The 17,563-nt window shown below is 70.3% G+C and carries 17 protein-coding genes; 8 read left to right on the top strand and 9 right to left on the bottom strand.

The annotated features are described in order from the left end of the window. Positions 1–11 precede the first annotated feature (11 nt). Positions 12–431 (bottom strand): roadblock/LC7 domain-containing protein, encoded by a 420-nt coding sequence (locus tag AC4HOU_RS02570; RefSeq protein ID WP_163810771.1) that lies wholly within the window; start codon positions 429–431, stop codon positions 12–14. Then, positions 432–2,828 carry a sensor histidine kinase gene (locus AC4HOU_RS02565; protein ID WP_195019534.1) on the bottom strand — a complete coding sequence of 799 codons (2,397 nt, stop codon included), beginning with the start codon at positions 2,826–2,828 and terminating at the stop codon, positions 432–434. 197 nt (positions 2,829–3,025) lie between these two features. Here AC4HOU_RS02565 and AC4HOU_RS02560 point away from each other — a divergent pair, with 197 nt between their 5' ends. Beyond that, positions 3,026–4,579 (top strand): succinic semialdehyde dehydrogenase, encoded by a 1,554-nt coding sequence (locus tag AC4HOU_RS02560; protein WP_194991754.1) that lies wholly within the window; start codon positions 3,026–3,028, stop codon positions 4,577–4,579. A 40-nt stretch (positions 4,580–4,619) separates the two neighbouring features. Beyond that, a complete protein-coding gene (locus AC4HOU_RS02555; RefSeq protein ID WP_195019533.1) occupies positions 4,620–5,045 on the top strand; it encodes an MmcQ/YjbR family DNA-binding protein in 426 nt (141 codons plus the stop codon). 5 nt (positions 5,046–5,050) lie between these two features. On the opposite strand, the gene AC4HOU_RS02550 is transcribed toward AC4HOU_RS02555, so the two are convergent. Then, positions 5,051–5,695 (bottom strand): maleylpyruvate isomerase family mycothiol-dependent enzyme, encoded by a 645-nt coding sequence (locus tag AC4HOU_RS02550; protein ID WP_195019532.1) that lies wholly within the window; start codon positions 5,693–5,695, stop codon positions 5,051–5,053. 149 nt (positions 5,696–5,844) lie between these two features. Here AC4HOU_RS02550 and AC4HOU_RS02545 point away from each other — a divergent pair, with 149 nt between their 5' ends. Beyond that, the gene (locus AC4HOU_RS02545) at positions 5,845–6,228 is read left to right on the top strand and encodes a MarR family winged helix-turn-helix transcriptional regulator (protein WP_163811111.1); all 384 of its coding nucleotides are present in this window, start codon (positions 5,845–5,847) and stop codon (positions 6,226–6,228) included. A gap of 1 nt (position 6,229) precedes the next feature. Here the strand turns inward: AC4HOU_RS02545 and AC4HOU_RS02540 are convergent, their stop codons facing one another. Then, entirely contained in the window at positions 6,230–6,691 is a 462-nt protein-coding gene (locus AC4HOU_RS02540; RefSeq protein ID WP_195019531.1) for a DUF779 domain-containing protein, read from the bottom strand. Positions 6,692–6,781: 90 nt separating this feature from the next. Beyond that, complete coding sequence (locus tag AC4HOU_RS02535; RefSeq protein WP_195019530.1) at positions 6,782–7,744, bottom strand: LysR family transcriptional regulator; 963 nt, start codon at positions 7,742–7,744, stop codon at positions 6,782–6,784. 65 nt (positions 7,745–7,809) lie between these two features. Here AC4HOU_RS02535 and AC4HOU_RS02530 point away from each other — a divergent pair, with 65 nt between their 5' ends. The 4 genes from AC4HOU_RS02530 to AC4HOU_RS02515 all read left to right on the top strand — a co-directional run bounded on the left by AC4HOU_RS02530 (position 7,810) and on the right by AC4HOU_RS02515 (position 12,710). Continuing rightward, complete coding sequence (locus AC4HOU_RS02530) at positions 7,810–8,220, top strand: DUF5997 family protein (protein ID WP_163810785.1); 411 nt, start codon at positions 7,810–7,812, stop codon at positions 8,218–8,220. A gap of 6 nt (positions 8,221–8,226) precedes the next feature. Further along, positions 8,227–8,961, top strand: coding sequence for a TetR/AcrR family transcriptional regulator (locus tag AC4HOU_RS02525; RefSeq protein ID WP_195019529.1), 735 nt, complete (start codon positions 8,227–8,229; stop codon positions 8,959–8,961). A 252-nt stretch (positions 8,962–9,213) separates the two neighbouring features. After that, positions 9,214–10,980, top strand: coding sequence for an ABC transporter ATP-binding protein (locus tag AC4HOU_RS02520; RefSeq protein ID WP_195019528.1), 1,767 nt, complete (start codon positions 9,214–9,216; stop codon positions 10,978–10,980). After that, entirely contained in the window at positions 10,977–12,710 is a 1,734-nt protein-coding gene (locus AC4HOU_RS02515; protein WP_195019527.1) for an ABC transporter ATP-binding protein, read from the top strand. The genes AC4HOU_RS02520 and AC4HOU_RS02515 overlap by 4 nt, the downstream gene beginning before the upstream one ends. Before the next feature lie 137 nt (positions 12,711–12,847). On the opposite strand, the gene AC4HOU_RS02510 is transcribed toward AC4HOU_RS02515, so the two are convergent. From AC4HOU_RS02510 to AC4HOU_RS02495, 4 genes are all read right to left on the bottom strand, one after another. After that, positions 12,848–14,062 (bottom strand): sigma-54-dependent transcriptional regulator family protein, encoded by a 1,215-nt coding sequence (locus AC4HOU_RS02510; RefSeq protein WP_195019526.1) that lies wholly within the window; start codon positions 14,060–14,062, stop codon positions 12,848–12,850. Positions 14,063–14,182: 120 nt separating this feature from the next. Next, positions 14,183–14,503, bottom strand: a complete 321-nt coding sequence (locus AC4HOU_RS02505; protein WP_163810794.1) for a hypothetical protein — start codon at positions 14,501–14,503, stop codon at positions 14,183–14,185. An 85-nt stretch (positions 14,504–14,588) separates the two neighbouring features. Further along, positions 14,589–15,728 carry an alkaline phosphatase family protein gene (locus AC4HOU_RS02500; RefSeq protein ID WP_175585800.1) on the bottom strand — a complete coding sequence of 380 codons (1,140 nt, stop codon included), beginning with the start codon at positions 15,726–15,728 and terminating at the stop codon, positions 14,589–14,591. 45 nt (positions 15,729–15,773) lie between these two features. Then, positions 15,774–16,388, bottom strand: a complete 615-nt coding sequence (locus tag AC4HOU_RS02495) for a TetR/AcrR family transcriptional regulator (protein WP_163810796.1) — start codon at positions 16,386–16,388, stop codon at positions 15,774–15,776. Positions 16,389–16,498: 110 nt separating this feature from the next. Between AC4HOU_RS02495 and AC4HOU_RS02490 the strand changes: the two genes are divergently transcribed. After that, positions 16,499–17,560, top strand: a complete 1,062-nt coding sequence (locus tag AC4HOU_RS02490; RefSeq protein ID WP_194992064.1) for an SDR family oxidoreductase — start codon at positions 16,499–16,501, stop codon at positions 17,558–17,560. The last annotated feature ends 3 nt before the right edge of the window (positions 17,561–17,563 follow it).

Below are 17,563 nucleotides of genomic sequence, written 5' to 3'. Positions count from 1 at the left end.
AACCCACCACATCACGCCTGGGATTCGACCTCGGCGGCGCCATTGCGGGCGGTGGTCGACAGGTAATTGCCCACCCGCTGCACGGTCAGGTTCATCTCATAGGCCACCATGCCCAGATTCGCTGTCTCCGAGGCCTGCAGAGCCAGGCAGGCGTTATCGCCCGCGGAGGTCACGAACAGCACGGCGCGGTCGAGTTCGATGACGGCCTGACGTACCCCGCCGCCGTCGAACCGGCTGCCCGCGCTGCGGGCCAGACCGTAGAGCGTGGAGGACATGGCGGCGAAATGCTCGCCGTCCTCACGGGCGATCCCGTCGGAATGACCGAGCAGCAAACCGTCGGTGGACAGGACGACCGCGTACCGGACGCCGGCCAGCCGCTCGACCAGATCGTCGAGCAGCCAGTTGAGATCACTTGCGGGGGAAGTGGACACTTAGCCTTCCTGTTCCTTCGGGGTCGAGCTCGGCGGCGCCGGCGCGACGGAATCGTCGGCGGGCAGCGGCTTGCGACCTTGTCTGGTGCCGTTCTCGATGGCCGACATCAGATCTCGGGCCTGTTCGGCGGTGCGAGGTCGCTGCGAGGCGGGCTGCGGGGTGACCGGCTGCGCCAATTGCGGTGCGAGACTAGTCTGCCGATTCCGCCGGGGTAAAGCGGGACGACCATCGGCGGTGCGCTCCACCGGCTCGGCCGGCCGCGGTGCGGGCGTGGGCGCGGGCGGCGGGTCGGCCAGCAGGGTCGCTATCGGTGCGGGCGCCGATTGCACGGCGCGCGTTACCGGCTCGCTCGCCGCGGGCAACGCCGGTCGACGTTGCGGCTTGGTCACCGGCTCGCTGGGCGCGGCGCCGGTCTCGCCCGGCAGCAGCAGCTTCGACGGAACCAGCACGATCGCCCGCACCCCGCCGTAATCGGATTCGCTCAACCGCACCGAGATGTCGTGGCGTGCGGCCAGCTGGCCGACCACGAACAGCCCGAGCCGGGAATCGGCCGACAAGGTGGCCACGCCGAAATCGGGTGGATCGGCGAGCATCTCGTTGACCCGCGCCAGTTCGTCGGCATTCATTCCCATGCCCTGGTCGCTGATCTCCACGACCAGCCCCTTGCCGACGATATTGCCGGTCACCTCCACCCGCGATTGCGGCGGCGAGAACGAGGTGGCGTTGTCGACCAATTCGGCCAGCAGATGCACCAGGTCGGCGACTCCGTTGCCGGCGATCCGCGATTGCGGCAGGGTGCCGAGGCGCACCCGGGTGTAGTCGAGGGTTTCCCCGATCGCGCTGCGCACCAGGTCGATCAGCGGCACCGGGTTGCGCCAGCGACGGCCCGGCTCACCGCCGCCGAGGATGATCAGGTTCTCGGCGTTGCGGCGTTCGCGGGTGGCGAGATGGTCGAGGCGGAACAGGGTGTCCAGCATGGCCGGATCCTCTTCGCGCTGTTCGGCCGCGTCGAGGATCTCCAGCTGGCGGTGTACGACGATCTGGCTGCGGTGGGCGATATTGAGGAACACCGCGCGCACACCCTCGCGGGTGCGGGCCTCGGTGACGGCGGCGGTGACCGCGGCGGCATGCGCGTGCTCGAAGGCCGTTGCCACCGCGCCGACTTCGTCGCGGCCGAAGTCCAGGCGCGGCGCTTCGGCCACCGGATCGACCTGCTCGCCGGCGCGCAGGCGAGCGAGCATGCCGGGCAGGCTTTCGTCGGCCAGCGCCAAGGTCTGATCGCGCAATCGCTTCAGCCTGCGGATGAACCGGTTCGCCAGCACCAGCGAGACCAGGAAGGCGCCGATGCTGATGAGCAGCACGGTGACGCCGAGAGCCAGAGAGGCGGCCGCGGACTCGGTGGCCGAATCTCGGGACATCTGCTGGGCGTGCCGGTTGTGCATGTCCCAGATATCGAGCAGCGCGTTGTTGACCTCGGCCTCCGCGTCCCGCCATTGCTCGATCGTGGCGGGCAGTGGCGCCGGTTCGTCATCGGCCGTGGTACGGGTGCCGGTGCGGCCGGAGGCGGTCTCCCCGGAGGATGTCTGCGACGGCTCGGTGGCCTCGGGCCGGTCGAAGGTGCGCTGAGTGAGCGCCTGCTCGGTCGACGCGAGCACCTGCCAGGCCGGGCTCGCCAGCACGGCCTGCAGCTTGTCTCGGAAGGCCGGTTCGAGATCGGCGGCCAGCGGGGGCAGCGTGGTGCGATGGGTGCCTGCCTGGGCGATGAACTCCTCCGGCAGCGCGACCACACCCGAGCCGTTCACCAGCGCCGCCTCGGCCAGCGCGTTGCTGCGCGAGACGGCTTCGAGGCCGTAGATGAGCCGGGTCGACAACGCCAGCTGCACGACCACGGCCGGGTCCGGCGCCGACCGCTGCGCCATCTGCGTGCCGATGGTGAGCACATCGAAGACCCGGGTGTAGAAGGTGTAGGCGTCCGGCGTCGGCAGAGCCCTGGCGTCGGCGGCATCGCGCACCATGGCCAGCTGCTGACCGAGAGTGACGAAGCCGCCGACATCGGCGCCCACGGTCTCGGGTGAGAGCTCCTGGAGCGGAATCGACGCCTCGATCAACGCCTGAAACGCCGCGTCGACCCGGGGCCGGATGGACGCCAGGCCCGCGGCCGCGGTGGGATCTCCGGCCAGGTGGGTGAGGGTGAGCCGCCGTTCCTGCTGCACCGCGTCCAGCAGCTGACGGGTCGGGTCGATGGCCGCCTGCATGGCCTCGGCCCACTGTTTGCCGTGATTGCCCCGGTCGACCAGGTACCCCGCTGCACCAACGCCGACTACCAGCAGAGTCAGGCTGGGAATGAGGGCGATCGCCAGTATCCGTGCCCGGACACCGAGCCTCGCTCTGAACATCGGCACAACATAAACGCCATCGTGACCGAATCGGTATTCGGGTCCCGTTGAGCGGGACCGGATTTGACATGGCAGCGGCCGGTCCGGCTCGCGTCGCGCCCGGGCGGTTCTGCGCGATTGTGACACCGGGCACCATGGCGTCTCCGGTGTGGGTAGATTGTGTGTACCGACGAGTAACCCACATCGAGGAGGCACTGATGCCCGCGCCGGAAGCCGACGTCTTCGCCCGACTGAGCGCCCTCGCGGCGATCGACGGCGCCGAGGCACGCCCCAGCAGAACCATCACCGAGGTGTTCACCGGACGTCCGCTCGGCACGGTGCCGGTCGGCACCGCCGACGACGTCGCCGACGCGTTCACCAGAGCCAGGGCCGCCCAGGCGCATTGGGCCGCCCGCCCGGCCGCCGAACGCGCCGCCGTCTTCGAGCGCTACCGGGCGCTGATCGTCGACGAGCGCGAGTACCTGATGGACGTCATCCAGGCCGAGACCGGTAAGGCGCGCTGGGCGGCCCAGGAAGAGGTCATGGGCCTGATGCTGGCCGCCCGCTACTTCTCCCGGGTCGCGCCGGGGCTGCTGGAACCGCACAAGGTGCCCGGCGCGTTCCCGGTGCTCAACCGCGCCCAGGTGCGCACCCAGCCCAAGGGCGTCGTCGGTGTGGTCGCGCCCTGGAACTATCCGATGCTGCTGTCCATCGGTGATTCGATTCCGGCGCTGCTGGCGGGTAACGCGGTGGTGGTCAAGCCGGACAGCCAGACCCCGTTCTCCTCGCTGGCCGGTGCCGAGCTGCTCTACCGTGCGGGTCTGCCGCGTGATCTGCTGGCCGTGGTGACCGGACCGGGCACCGTGGTCGGCACCGCGATCGTCGACTCCTGCGACTACCTGATGTTCACCGGCTCCTCGGCCACCGGGCAGACCCTGGCCCAGCAGTGCGGTAAGCGGCTGATCGGATTCTCCGCCGAACTCGGCGGCAAGAACCCGATGATCGTCACCCGCGGGGCGAACCTGGACAAGGTGGCCAAGGCGGCGGTGCGTGCCTGTTTCTCCAACGCCGGCCAGCTGTGCATCTCGATCGAACGGATCTACGTCGAGCGGTCGATCGCCGAGGAGTTCACCACCAAGTTCGTGGCCGCGACCGAGGCGGCGAAACTCGGTGTGGCCTACGACTTCTCCACCGATATCGGTTCGCTGATCTCCGAATCGCAGCTGGAGACGGTGTCCAAGCATGTCGCCGATGCGACGTCCAAGGGCGCGAAGGTGCTCACCGGCGGTAAGGCCCGTCCCGACCTCGGGCCGCTGTTCTTCGAACCGACGGTGCTCGCCGAGGTCACCGACGAGATGGAATGCGGGCGCAACGAGACCTTCGGCCCGCTGGTCTCGATCTACCCGGTGGATTCCGTCGACGAGGCGGTGCGGCTGGCCAACGACACCGAGTACGGCCTCAATGCCAGCGTGTGGGCGGCAAGTCCGTCCGAGGGCGAGCAGATCGCGCAGCGGCTGCGCGCGGGCACCGTCTGTGTCGACGAGGGTTACGCGCCGGCCTGGGGGACCACCGGTGCGCCGATGGGCGGCATGGGGATTTCCGGTGTCGGCCGCAGGCACGGCGCCGACGGGCTGCTGAAGTTCACCGAACCGCAGACCGTCGTGGTCACCCGGTTCATGAACCTCGACCCGCCGCCGATGCTGTCGCAGGACAAGTGGCAGCGGTTCCTGATGACCATCGCCCGCAACCTGCGGTTCCTGCCAGGACGCTGAACCGTCGACTCGGTATGCCGCCCGGGCCTACCCTGGCGGCATGCCGAGTCGATCACGGCCCGCGCGCCTGGCCGACGTGCACGAACTGGCCTCCGCGATGCCGCATGTGACACGCGTGGACGGTCCGCACGGCAATGCCGTCTACCAGGTGGGCGGCAAATCGTTCGTGTTCTTCCGCACCCCGCGTCCCGACGCCGTCGACCCGGAGACCGGGGAGAAGTACGACGACGTGATCATGTTCTGGGTGCCGTCGGAAGGCGACAAACTGGCGCTGGTGCAGGACCGCACCACTCCGTTCTTCACCACCCCGCATTTCGACGGCCACCCCTCGGTGCTGGTGCGGACGGCGCATCTGAACCAGCTCACTCGGCAGGAACTCGCCGAGATCATCGAAGACGCCTGGCTCTGCCGCGCGTCGGCGCGCCGGGCCCGGTTGTGGCTGGAGGAGCATCCCGCCCCGCCCTGAGCGGCTCAGACGCGTTGATCCCAGCGGGCGGCGATCTCCGCGACGCCCGCGCCCGCGAGCTGGTCGAGCGCGGCAGGGCGGCCGGTGATCATGAGCAGCAGTGCGACGATGGGTCCCTCGACCGGACTGCCCTGGCCCGCCGACCATGCGATATCGGTGGCGCTGAGCCGAAGGCCCTGGAGCCGGCTGCGCTTCCAGACCGGCCAGCCGACCGAATACGCGCGGGTCGCCGCCGCGGCGGCGGCCTCGACGGGGACCGGGATCGGCCGGCCCAGCGGCAGGGAGATGTCCTGGCCGTGCACGATGACGTCGAAGAGCACATTGCGGTAGTTGGTGACCATCGGCAGGTCTCGGCACGCGGCCGTATCGCCGATTTCGGCGACCAGTTCGGCGGTCGGGCGGCGGGCGTGCGCGCGCGCCATGGTGTCGACGAGCGCGTTGTAATCGCCACGGGCGCGGGCGAATTCGCGCAATATCGCCCACAGCGAGAGCGGCTGCGTGGTCATCGCGACGTGGGCCGCCACGTCGCGGATCCGCCAGCCGGCGCACAGTGACGGGGTATCCCATTCGGCGGGGGTGAGCTCGCCGAGCAGGGCGGCGATGGCACGGCGTTGCTGCTCGATCGCCCACCAGCTCTGTTCGCGGTCCATGGCCATCACCTGCACGTAGAATTAATCAGGTTCTCTGACTAGTTTAGTCAGAGAACCTGACTTGTCGCAAGAGTGTGGAAGGGGCTGCCGTGGAGCGTTCCGCCGATGAACCGCCGCTCGGGCTGCTGCTGTACCTGCCGTATCGGTCGATGGAGAACCGGGTCTTCGCGGCCCTGGCCGAGGCCGGGTACGCCGACATCACCCTGGCTCAGGCGCGAATCGTGCAGCGCATCGGCCCCGACGGCACCCGGCTCACCGAACTCGCCGAGCAGGCGCAGGTCACCAAGCAGACCGCGGGCTTCCTGGTCGATCAACTCGAGCGCGCGGGCTACGTGGAACGGGTTCCGGATCCCACTGACGGTCGCGCGCGCCTGGTGCGGCTGTCGGCGCGTGGTCGGCGCGCGACCGCGGTGGCCAACGCGGTCGCCGCCGAGGTCGAGCACGAATGGAGCCGGCATCTCGGACCACGAGCGACGGCACAGCTGCGTCGTGCGCTCACCCGGTTACGGGACATCACCGACCCTTACCGCTGAATCAGCGCAGCCGGTCCGCACCTGTTCGGGGTGGGGGAGCGGCCGCGGCGGCGGCCGCCTCGTCGGCATCCAGGGGCCGCACGTGCAGCACGAACCGTGCTCCCTCGGCCGACTCCAGCGAGGCGGTGGCCGCGGCGCCGGTATCCGGCCCGACGTCGATGGTGAGGTGATCGCGGGCGTATCGGGCGTAGTTGTCGCCGCTCATCCAGAATTCGGTGTGCCAGGGCAGGCGGGCCACCAGCACATCACCGTCGTCCGGCTGAAAATCGCGGGTGCGCAGGCAGATCGGGGTCGCCGCGCCCGAACTCAGCAGCAACGTCACCGGGCCGTGCTCGTCGATCACGTGCCGCAACACCGAGCGCGCCGCCTCGGTGGCATCGCCGCGGACACTGCGGTCCGGCATCAGCGTGCGGGGGCCGGGGCGTCGGTCGTGGCGGTCTCGGATTCGGGTTCGAACCAGCACATCGCTGCTCCTCGTGGCTGCTGCGGACATCCTCGATGCCGGAAACTATGGAGGGCAAAGGTTGGTGTCACGTTGGTGCCGTCGACGGGTCTAGCGCCCACGCCGCCGGACGGGTTTCTTGGCACCTGTGCGCGCGCCGGTCGATCGTTGCTTCGCGGCGGCCGCGTTCTTGCCCGGCTTCCTGCCGGCGGCCGGTTTCTTGCCGGTGCGCGCCGAGTCGGCCCGATCGGAGGACGGCGAACGCGAACTGCGCGGCGAGCGGCCGCGGACCACGCCGATGAACTCTTCGACCAGCTCCGTGGTCTGCTCCGACGGCCACGCCAACGCGATTCCGGTGTCGGGTGCGTCGGTCACGGTCCGGTACACCACGTCGCGGCGGGCGTGCAGCCGGGCGATCGAATGCGGCACGATCGCCACGCCGACACCGGCGGCGACCAGTTCGATACTGCCTGCGGCGCGGTCGAGATCGCTGGTGTCCTGGCGGTGTTCCTCGGCCAGATCGGCGAGGGTGACCTCGGTGAACACCGAGATCGGATGCTCCTTCGGCACCACGACCACGGGCAGCTCGCGGTAGAGCGGGATCGCGCTCAGGCTCGCGTCGTCGAGGGGGAGCCGGACGAAGCACATATCGACCCGGCCTTCCCGCAGGGCGGTGAGTTGATCGGCCTGCGCGATGGGTTCCAGGTCCAGCGGGGTCTCGGGGAACCGTTCGGCCCAGATCCGCTGCCACTTCGACACCGTCACACCGGGCACGAAACCCACCCGCAGCCCGGTGATCTCGGCCGGTGCGTCGCCGGCGTGCTCGGCCTCGGCCGCGGCGATGAATTCCTCGGCCTCGGCCAGGAGCCGGGAGCCGTCATCGGTGAGCTGGGTGGGACCGGCGCCCGGCACGAACAGCTTGGTGCCCAGCTCGTTCTCCAACTCGATCACGGTCCGGCTGAGCTGCTGGCGCGAAATGTGCAGCGCCTTCGCCGCCCGTGCGAAATGCAGTTCCCGCGCGACCGCGACGAACCAGCGCAGACGCACGATATCGGTCGAAGCGAAGCGGCTCATTCGTATCAGCGTATGCGCACGGCCCGCCGCCACCTGCCCGCGGCCGGGCCCAGTACGCTGTATCGGTGAGCCCGGACAAGAAACCGCAGACCATGAAGCCGTTGACGGCGGCGAACAAACTCGGCATCTACCTTCCGGCGGCTCCCGAGGAATTCCGCAACACCCCGATTTCCCGAGCCGAGCTCGACAAGCTGCGCACCGACCCGCCGCAGTGGCTGACCGACCTACGCCGCACCGGCCCCTTCCCGCGCGATATCACCGCACGCAAGCTCGGCGTCTCCAACAGCGGCCTGGCCCGCGCCGAAGTCTCCGACGCGCTGACCGCCGACGAGATCGCCGCCCTGCTCGCCGATCCGCCGGAATGGCTGATCCGCGAACGCGAGAACTACGCCGCCGTGCAGGCCGAGAACGCTCGCATCAAGGCCAAGGAAGCCGAACGCCGCGAAGCCACCAACCGCCCGGCCAAGAACCGCTAGCGCCACGTGGCTCGACGCGCCTACCGGACCGGCCTGACCCCCGCGGCCATCACCGACGCCGCCGTCGCGCTGACCGCCGAGCGCGGCCTCGACGGCTGGACCATGCGTGACCTCACCGCCCGGCTGGACACCTCGCTGTCGGTGATCTACCACCACATCGGCGATCGCGAAAGGGTCTGCGCCGCGGTCGTGGACAGGGTCTACGCCGATATGCGCCTGCCGCTCGACGACACCGACTGGCGGACCCTGCTGCACCGGGTGCTCACCGCGATGATCGACCAGCTGGCCGATTACCCCGGCGTCGCCGCATGGCTGTTGCGCAACGGACCGCAGACCGAACGACTCGTGCCCGTCCTCGATGCCGGAGTGTCCCGCATGCTCGACGCCGGCTGGGGCGATGAAGCCGCCACCGCCTACTCGATCGCGTTCAACACCTGCCTCGGCCTGATCGCCCTCGACGACCAGCGCGCCCGCGACCCCGACGGCGGCGGATTGACCGGCCTGCACCGGCTGCTGGAAACCCATCCCGAGGCCGGGCCGGGCGCCGAGCGGATGCGCCGGATGGTCGCCGAATTCGCCGCGGCCGACGACGCCGAACGCGCCAGGGTCCGGCGTGAATACGGCCGATATGCGCTCGAACGCCTGCTCGACGGACTGGAGCTCCGGTTGCACGCTCTGCGGGCCTCGGCGGGGATGGACCAGCCGCCGGGCGACGACCAGCGCTCGGGCGCAGGCGACTAGGGTTCGGCCGCCGCCGAGCAGGGGGCGGCGGCCGCTGACGAGCGGTCGGGTGTCGCAGATCAGCGCCGATGCCGAGCTGTGAACGGGTCCTCCCAAGGCGGGCATGCGGGCCGAGCGACGCCCGCGCACGAGGGAGTGGCGGTGGGGCGCCCCACCCTGCCGCGCCGCGACGTCCAGCAGACCTCTTGCACGCTGCGCCCTCTCCGCTACACTTCAAATTAGAACACTGATCTAATTTCGCTCGGGGGTGTCATGAGAACTGCGGTATCGGAGCAGTCCGCGGCGGCGGCACCGTCGGGGACCGGCGGCGGGCTCGGTGCGGTGCTCGCGCCCGTGCGTGGCCGGCTGGCGGTGGCCGCCGTCCTGCAACTGGTCGGTGCGCTGGCGGCGTTGGCGCCCTATCTCGCCGTGGTCGGGATCACGCGCGAACTGCTGGCGGAAGCGCCCGCCGATCGGGGCGTGGTGTGGGGGTGGGTGGCCGTCGCGGGGCTCGGATTCGTGGTGCGGACCAGCTGCGCGGCTGCCGCCTACACCCTCAGCCATCGCGCCGACGCCGACGTCGCCGCCGGGCTACGTCGCGCCATGGTCGACCGGCTCGGCCGGGTTCCGCTCGGCTGGTTCACCGCGCGCAGCTCCGGGCAGGTGAAGCGGGCGCTCACCGACGACGTCACCGCCATCCATCATCTGGTCGCGCATGCGATCAACGACCTGGTAGCCGCGGTGGTCACGCCCCTGATGGCGCTGGTCTACCTGTTCGTCCTGGACTGGCGATTGGCGCTGGTGTGCCTGGTTCCGCTGCTCGCCTGGTTCGTGCTGACGGCGTTGATGTCGCGTGACGAGGCGGCCAGGATGGCGCGCTGGAACGCCGAACTCGAGAAGGTCGACGCCGCCGTGATCGAATACGTCGACGGCATCGCGGTGGTGAAGGCATTCGGGCAGGCCGACCGAGCCCAGGACCGCTACCGGCGCGCCGGCGACGAGCTGGCCCGCTTCCTCGGCGAGTGGATCGGCCCGATGCACCGGCTGGAAGCGGTGTCCTCGGTGCTGATCTCACCGCCGGTGCTGCTGGCGGTCGCGTTGTGCGGCGGCGTATGGCTCGGGACCGAACCGGCCGAGCTCATCGCCTTCACGATGCTCGTGGTCGGCCTCGGCGCGCCCGTGCTGGCCATCGGATTCGGCGCGCTGGCCATGCAGGTGGCGCGGGCCGCGGCCGACCGGATCGCCGGGGTGCTGACCACTCCCGAACTTCCGCGCGCCGCAGCGCTTTCGGTGCCCGACGGCACGCGGGTCGAGTTCGAACGGGTCCGGTTCTCCTACGACGGGCGCGGCCACGCCCTCGATGGCATCGATCTCACACTGACCCCTGGCAGCGTCACCGCCCTGGTCGGCGCCTCCGGATCCGGGAAATCGACGCTGGCCCGGCTGCTGCCACGGTTCTGGGATGTCGACGAGGGGTCGGTGCGCATCGGCGGCGTCGACGTTCGCGATATCGCCGAAGACGATTTGTACCGGCGAGTGGGGTTCGTCTTCCAGGAGACGTCATTGCTGCGCACCTCGATCCGGGACAACATCGCGCTCGGCCGCCCCGACGCGGACGCCGCCACCATCGAAGCGGCGGGTAGGGCGGCGGCCATGCACGATCGGATCATGGCACTGCCGCGAGGCTACGACAGCGAGGTCGGAGTCGACGCCCAACTATCCGGCGGTGAGGCGCAGCGCATCGCGATCGCCCGCGCGATCGTGGCCGACGCGCCGGTGCTGGTGCTGGACGAGGCCACCGCGTTCGCCGATCCGGAATCGGAAGCGGCGGTGCAGCATGCGCTGTCGCGGCTGATCGCGGGCCGGACCCTGCTGGTGATCGCGCATCGCCTGCACACCATCCGCGGCGCCGATCGCATCGTGGTGCTCGCCCGCGGTCGGATCGTCGAAACCGGACGCCATGACGAACTACTCGCCGCCGGCGGCGAATACGCGCGGATGTGGGCCGCGCAGGCACTGACGAAGGAGAACGCCCGATGATCGGCAAACTCTATGGTCTGGTCGATCCCGCCGATCGGCCCCGCTTCCGGCGCTGGACCGCCGCGATGATCGCGTTCGCCGTCGTGCAGGGCCTGTGCGTGCTGCTGCTGGTACCGGTGTTGCATCCCCTGCTGGCCGGCGATCCGGGCGCGGCGACTCCGTGGCTCACCGCCCTGGTGGCCACCACCGTCGCGGCGAGCGCGGTGTACTACGTGCAGGCGATGCTCGGCCAGCACATCGGTGACGACCTGCTGCTCGGCCTGCACCACCGGGTCGCCGATCAGCTGGCCCGGATGCCGCTGAGCTGGTTCGACATCGACCGCACCGGCCGGCTCACCCATGCCATGTCGCAGGGTACGACCAACATCATCGCCGTCCCCGCGCACCTCATGCAGCCGGTGATCGCCGCGGTGACCACACCGGTGGTGGTGGCCGTCGGCATGGTCGTGTTCGATCCGCGCCTGGCGGTGGCGCTGCTCATCGCCGGACTGGTGCTGCTCGTCACGCACGCCCGGGCGCGGGAGGCGATCGCGCGCAGTCTCGGCGCCATCGACGACGCCGAGGTCGAAGCGGCGGCCAGGGTCGTCGAATTCGCCCAGCGCCAGCCGGTGCTGCGGGCGTTCGGGCAGACCGGCACCGGCAACCGGTTGCTGGCCGACGCGCTGACCGGGCAGCGGCGCGCCTACGGGGCGATGAACCGCAAAGCCGTGACCGCGCTGGTGACGTTCTCGACCGCCGTGCAGGCGGCATTCGTCGCGCTCATCGCGGTGGGTGTCGTTCTCGCCCTCGGTGGTTCGCTCGATGCCGCCGAACTGATCGCGCTGCTGGTGCTCATCACGCGCTTCGCCGGACCGTTGATCGAACTGGTCGACCATTCCGCCGCCCTGCGGATCGCGTCGGAAAGCATCGACCGCATCGATGAGGTGCTGTCGGTGCCCGCGCTGCCGGAGGGCTCGGTGCGGCGCGCGCCGCGGCCGGGCGAGATCGCCCTGCGCGGTGTCGGATTCGGATACCGGGACCGGCCGGTGCTGCGGGAGGTAGAGTTCACCGCCGAACCCGGGACGCTGACCGCGATCGTCGGCCCCTCGGGCTCGGGAAAGACCACCCTGTTGCGGCTGGTGGCTCGATTCTGGGAAGCCGACACCGGAGCGGTCCGCGTGGGCGGCGTCGATGTCCGGCACTGGGCCACCGAGGCGCTGATGGACCAGCTCGCCATGGTGTTCCAGGACGTGTACCTGTTCGACGACACCATCGAGGCGAACATCCGCATCGGCAGGCCCGAGGCCGGTGCCGACGAGATCCGGGCGGCGGCGCGGGCGGCGCGCGTCGACGAGATCGTCGACCGGCTGCCCGACGGCTGGCACACCCGCGTCGGCGAAGGCGGGGTGAGCCTGTCCGGTGGTGAACGACAGCGGGTGTCGATCGCCAGGGCGCTGGTGAAGAACGCGCCGATCGTGCTGTTCGACGAGGCGACAGCGGCGCTGGACCCGGAGAACGAGGCCGCGATCACCGACGCCCTGCGCACCCTCGCCGCCGACCGCACCCTGCTCGTGGTCGCCCACCGCCTGCACACCATCGCCGCCGCCGATCAGATCCTCGTGCTCGACGAGGGCCGCATCGTCCAGCGCGGCACCCACACGGAACTGATCGACCAGCCCGGTAAGTACGCCGAATTCTGGGCCGAACGCGAGCGCGCCCAGGGGTGGAGATTGACGGGAGCCGAAGCCTGACCCGGGCCCCGGCTCGGTCACGATCCGTTGAGCCGGTATTCCGGTGCGGTGGTGGCGGTCTCGCCCGCGTCGATCGGCGGCAGGTCGGGTAGCGGGGCTGTGCGGCCAGAGGGCGGTGTGCGAGCAGGGTGCGCGGATCAGCCGCGGAGCGCGGTGTGCAGACGCGCCGTGACGACCGCTCGCCGCACATCACCTGGCGGCAGCAGCCGCAGCGCGTGCTCATGCACTTCGACGTCATCGGGCACACGCTCCCCGAAGGTGACGGCGTGATCGGCGCGCTCACCGGCCAGCACGGCATTGCGGACGCCGACTTCCAGATGCGCGCGCCACTGTGCGATTCCGGGCGTATCCGAACCCGGCAGCAGCGCACCCCGATACAGCCACACCGCCGAGGTGGTGTCGCCCGCGGCGATGGCGGCCAGCAGATCGACCGCGTCGCAGGAGATCGGGCCGGTGAGCAGATAACGGCGGTTGCCGATATGACCGCCGGTGGCGCGGCGCAGATGGGAGACCTCCGCCTTGAGGGTGGCGGCGGTGACGGGACGATCGCCGTACAGGGCGGCGTGCAGTTGATCGGGGGTGAAGCCGTCGGGCTCGAGGGCGAGCAGGGTCAGGATCTCCAGCTGACGCGGGCGCAGCGCAATCGTACACCCGTCGCGGGTCAGGCGTGCTTCACCCAGGCATTCCAGCCGCAATCCGGCCGGCGGCGGCGGTTGCGCGCTACGCAGCATGGTCTCCACCGCGGTCACCAAGGCGCGCACCGACGACATGACCAGCGGATGCGACCGGTCCCAGGAGCTCGACAGGTCGAGCGCACCGACCTGTCTGCCGTCGGGGGCGTGGATCGGGGCGGAATAACACACCCAGCCGTGCAGGGCCGCCACCAGATGTTCGGCGCAGAACACCGTGCTCGGGGCGTCGGTCAGCAGCGACATCGAGACCGCGTTGGTGCCCATGTGCGCCTCGTCCCAGCAGCCGCCCGGCGCGAAATTGACCTGCTCGGCGCGCCGGCGCACCGCGCGATCACCACCGGACCACAGGATCGCGCCGGAGGCGTCGGTGACCGCGGCCAGGTATCCGGCGTCGACGGCGACGTCGTTGAGCGCGCCGGACAGCTCGGTGATCGGCACCCGCAGCGGCGAGCGGGCCCACCGCTCACCGATATCGTCGAGGCCGGGCGCGCCGGTGCACCCCGGGTCGACCGTGCCGAGCGAGCGCCGCCACGATTGCGCGACCTCGGTGCGTAGCAAGGTATTCGGGGACCGGGCGGCAGCGCCAGGGGCGGTGGCCACGCGTTCCCATTCCTTTTCGAGATCGGTGCGCTGCTGGGTCAGGGTGCGAAACCGTGCCACACGCAGTCCTTCTCGTCGTCCGGGCGCCGGTCGGGCCCCGACCGGCCTGCTTGCGCGTCCTATCCTCGCGCAGCCGAACCCGCTCGCGGGACGCTTTGCCGCACAACGCTCACCGCTGCGTCATTTGTTGATGAAAATGCCCGCCACGTCGGCGTTCTTGATCGGGGTCTCGGCATTGCGCTGGAAGCTGCACAGCAGATCGACCTGGATGATCGTGGCATCGACGGCGGTGCCGGCCGGTTCGTGGTCGATGTTGTTGAGCTGCTTGATGAACTTGGTGACCGTCATCCGCTTGGTGTCGGGGTCCTGCTGCACGTACTCCCGGCACGGGGTGTCGCCGCCACGGTTGAGGGCGCGTTCGACGTCGTCGCAGCCGGCCAGCACCAGCGCGGCGGCCGCGGCGGTGCAAGCGAGGCCGACCCGTGCGATGGTGGCGTTCATGTGATCCTCCTGGTCGGCGGGCCGAGCCACCTCGCCCGGCCGTCGGCTACAGCCTAGGCGGCCCGGCCGACACGGCGTCGCAGGCTCAGCTGGTGAACACGCGGAGTGGGACGTTCATCTCGGCCGGGGTGAGCGAGCCATGATGGCCGGGCAGCGCCGATTGCAGTGGTTCGGCGTGCGTGCGCACCACCCCGCCGGTATCGCGGGCCACCACCACCAGATCCCCGATCCGCTCATGCACCTGCGGCGATACCGTCGGCCCGAACCAGCCGCAGTCGATGACCTCCGCGCGGGTGAGCACCTGGAATCCGGCGCCGAGGCGTTCCCGCCAGGCCGACATCACGTCGTCGGTGGCGCCGTCGGTGGTGTAGACGTGGCGTGCGCGCGGTTCTCCGCCGAGCCGGTGCACGCCCTCGCGCAAGCCGGGTTCGGCATCGAAATCGATCGTGTCGCCGAGTTCCACCATGCCGTGGTCGGCGGTGACGATGAGCGCCGAACCCGCGGGCATGCGTGCGGCGATATCGGCGGCGATCCGGTCCACGTGCGCCAGCTCGAGCAGCCAGGATTGCGAGGACGGCCCGCGCACATGCCCGGTGGTGTCGAGTTCGCCGTGGTAGGCGTAGACCAGCGAACGCGGCTCCGCCAGCGCCTCGACCACGCCCGCCACCAGATCGCCCACCGAGAAGTTGGGCCGGAACGCGCAACCGCGCAGCACCGCGCGAGTCAGCCCGGAGCCCGCCTGGTAGCGCGGTGCCACCTGCGTCACGGTGAGACCGTGCGCGGCGGCCCGCTCGAAGACCGTTGCGCCGGGCTGGAATTGCTCGGGCACGAGCTGTTCGAGCAGATCGCCCTTGTGCTGGGCGCCGAACAGCCGCCAGCCCAGCGGATCGAACAACCGGTCCTGCCCCGGCACTCGCAACAGATAGCCGACGATGCCGTGCTCACCGGGCGGCACGCCCGCGCCGAGGGAACTGACACTGGTCGCCGTCGTGGTCGGGAAGCCGGCCGTCAGCACGGCGGGGGCAAGGCCGGACAGAAACGGCGCCACCTCGGCGTGCTCGGCCAGTGCCTCGGCGCCGAGACCGTCGATCAGCAGCACACACACCCGGTCCACCCCGAGCTCGAGCCCGAGGCGATCGTGCTCGCCGGGGACCCCGAAACCGGCCAGGACGGAGGGAAACAGATCGGACAGGGAACCCGTTCCATAACGGGGCGCGACGAACACGTGCTCAGGATGCGGGCCGGGGCGCGCCGACGCAAGCCGGTTGTTTCAGGAGCCGGGAGCGATCAGGGCGTTGACGTTGCGCATGATGTCGGCGACCAGTTCGGGCGCGGTGGTGCCCATCAGCGCGCTGCGCTTCTCCAGCTGCCCGTCCAGCCACAGCGAGGCGAGGCCGTGCGCGAGGCCCCACAGCGTCACCGCGAGCGTGTCGGCCTTGTCTGCGGGGAGCTCGCCCGCGCCGACGCACTCGGCGACCGCGTCGGCGAGCACGGCGAAGGCGGCCTCACCCGCGGCCCTGGTCTCGGGGTGTTTGTCGGGTTGGGACAGCTCCGGCCGGAACATCAGCCGGAAGTAACCGGGGTTGTCCCGGGCGAAGCGCACATAGGCGTCGGCGATGGCGGTCAATCCGGCCAGTGGGGTAGGCGCCGCGTCCCTGGCGGCGGCCACGTCGCTGCCGAGCTTCCGGAATCCCTCGGTCGCCAGATCAGCCAGCAGCGCGGCCCGGTCGGCGAAATGGTGGTAGGGCGCACCGGAACTCACCCCCGCCTCACGGGCCACCCGGCGCAGGCTCACCGCCGCGATGCCCTCGGTCTCGATCAACCGCAGGCAGGCCGCGAGCAAGGCCTCACGCAGGGCGCCGTGGTGATACGAGGTCCGGGTCACCGTCCGAGCGTATGCGAATGACACTGGACAAACCAATCTGGGCAGTGTTTAGATTATCTGAGCGCCGCTTAGATGCGTCGCGTCCTTCCTTCTCTCGATGGGTTGTCATCATGGGCACACGAGTACTTGTCACCGGCGCCACCGGCTTCATCGCCGGGCACGTCATCGCCGAATTGTTGAACCACGGATACGCGGTGCGCGGCACCGTGCGCAGCCTCACCGACGCGCGCAAGCGCGAGCACCTGGTCGAACTCGCCGAGCGGGCCGGTGGCGAGATCGAGTTCGCCGCCGCCGATCTCGACCACGACGAGGGCTGGGCCGCGGCCGTCTCCGGTTGCGACTACGTCCTGCACGTCGCCTCACCGTTCCCCTCCGCACCGCCGGACGACGAACAGGAAATGATCGACACCGCCGTGAACGGCACACTGCGGGTGTTGCGGGCGGCCGCCGCCGCGGGCACCGTGCGACGGGTCGTGCTGACCTCCTCGATCGCCGCCATCGCGCACGGTCACCGCACCGACGCGGTGCGCACCGAGGCCGACTGGACCGTCGTGGAGCGCAGTCCCGCCTATCAGAAGAGCAAGACCCTCGCCGAGCGCGCGGCCTGGGAGTTCGCCGCCGGGAACCCCGAGGGCCCCGAGCTGACGGTCGTTAATCCGGGCATGGTCCTCGGCCCGGCGCTGTCGACGGCGACGAGCACCTCCCACGAACCGGTGCGGATGCTGCTCGGCCGACAGGTCCCCGGCTCGCCACGGGTGGGGTGGGCGACGGTCGACGTGCGGGATCTCGCGGTCGCGCACCGGCTGGCCATGGAAACGCCCGAGGCGGCGGGCAAACGTTATATCTGTGCGGGCGAACATCTCTGGATGCGTGATCTCGGACGCCTGCTGGCCGAGGAATTCGGCCCGCGTGGCTTCCGGGTGCCGACCCGTCAACTGCCCGATCTGCTGGTGCGCGCCATCGCCGTGGTGGACAAGACCGTGCGGCTCACGGTTCCGTCGCTGGGGCAGGTCGATCGCCTCAGTGCCGAACGCGCCCGACGTGAACTCGGCTGGACCATGCGCCCGGTCCGCGAGTCGGTGCGCGACACCGCTGAGAGCCTGCTGCGGCTCGGCATGGTGCCGATGCCCTCGGGTGCCCGCTCGAGTGCGGCCGAACCTGCTCACACGTAAGGA

The sequence above is a fragment of the Nocardia sp. JCM 38205 genome, assembly GCF_058222935.1.
This window is presented reverse-complemented; position numbering and strand designations above follow the sequence as displayed.

Bases quoted from the DNA above. Each gene is read 5' to 3' on its own strand.
- AC4HOU_RS02560 (WP_194991754.1), top strand. From the start codon at position 3,026: ATGCCCGCGCCGGAAGCCGACGTCTTCGCCCGACTGAGCGCCCTCGCG.
- AC4HOU_RS02545 (WP_163811111.1), top strand. From the start codon at position 5,845: ATGGAGAACCGGGTCTTCGCGGCCCTGGCCGAGGCCGGGTACGCCGAC.
- AC4HOU_RS02515 (WP_195019527.1), top strand. From the start codon at position 10,977: ATGATCGGCAAACTCTATGGTCTGGTCGATCCCGCCGATCGGCCCCGC.
- AC4HOU_RS02535 (WP_195019530.1), bottom strand. From the start codon at position 7,744: ATGAGCCGCTTCGCTTCGACCGATATCGTGCGTCTGCGCTGGTTCGTC.
- AC4HOU_RS02555 (WP_195019533.1), top strand. From the start codon at position 4,620: ATGCCGAGTCGATCACGGCCCGCGCGCCTGGCCGACGTGCACGAACTG.
- AC4HOU_RS02520 (WP_195019528.1), top strand. From the start codon at position 9,214: ATGAGAACTGCGGTATCGGAGCAGTCCGCGGCGGCGGCACCGTCGGGG.
- AC4HOU_RS02505 (WP_163810794.1), bottom strand. From the start codon at position 14,503: ATGAACGCCACCATCGCACGGGTCGGCCTCGCTTGCACCGCCGCGGCC.
- AC4HOU_RS02565 (WP_195019534.1), bottom strand. From the start codon at position 2,828: ATGTTCAGAGCGAGGCTCGGTGTCCGGGCACGGATACTGGCGATCGCC.
- AC4HOU_RS02490 (WP_194992064.1), top strand. From the start codon at position 16,499: ATGGGCACACGAGTACTTGTCACCGGCGCCACCGGCTTCATCGCCGGG.
- AC4HOU_RS02550 (WP_195019532.1), bottom strand. From the start codon at position 5,695: ATGGACCGCGAACAGAGCTGGTGGGCGATCGAGCAGCAACGCCGTGCC.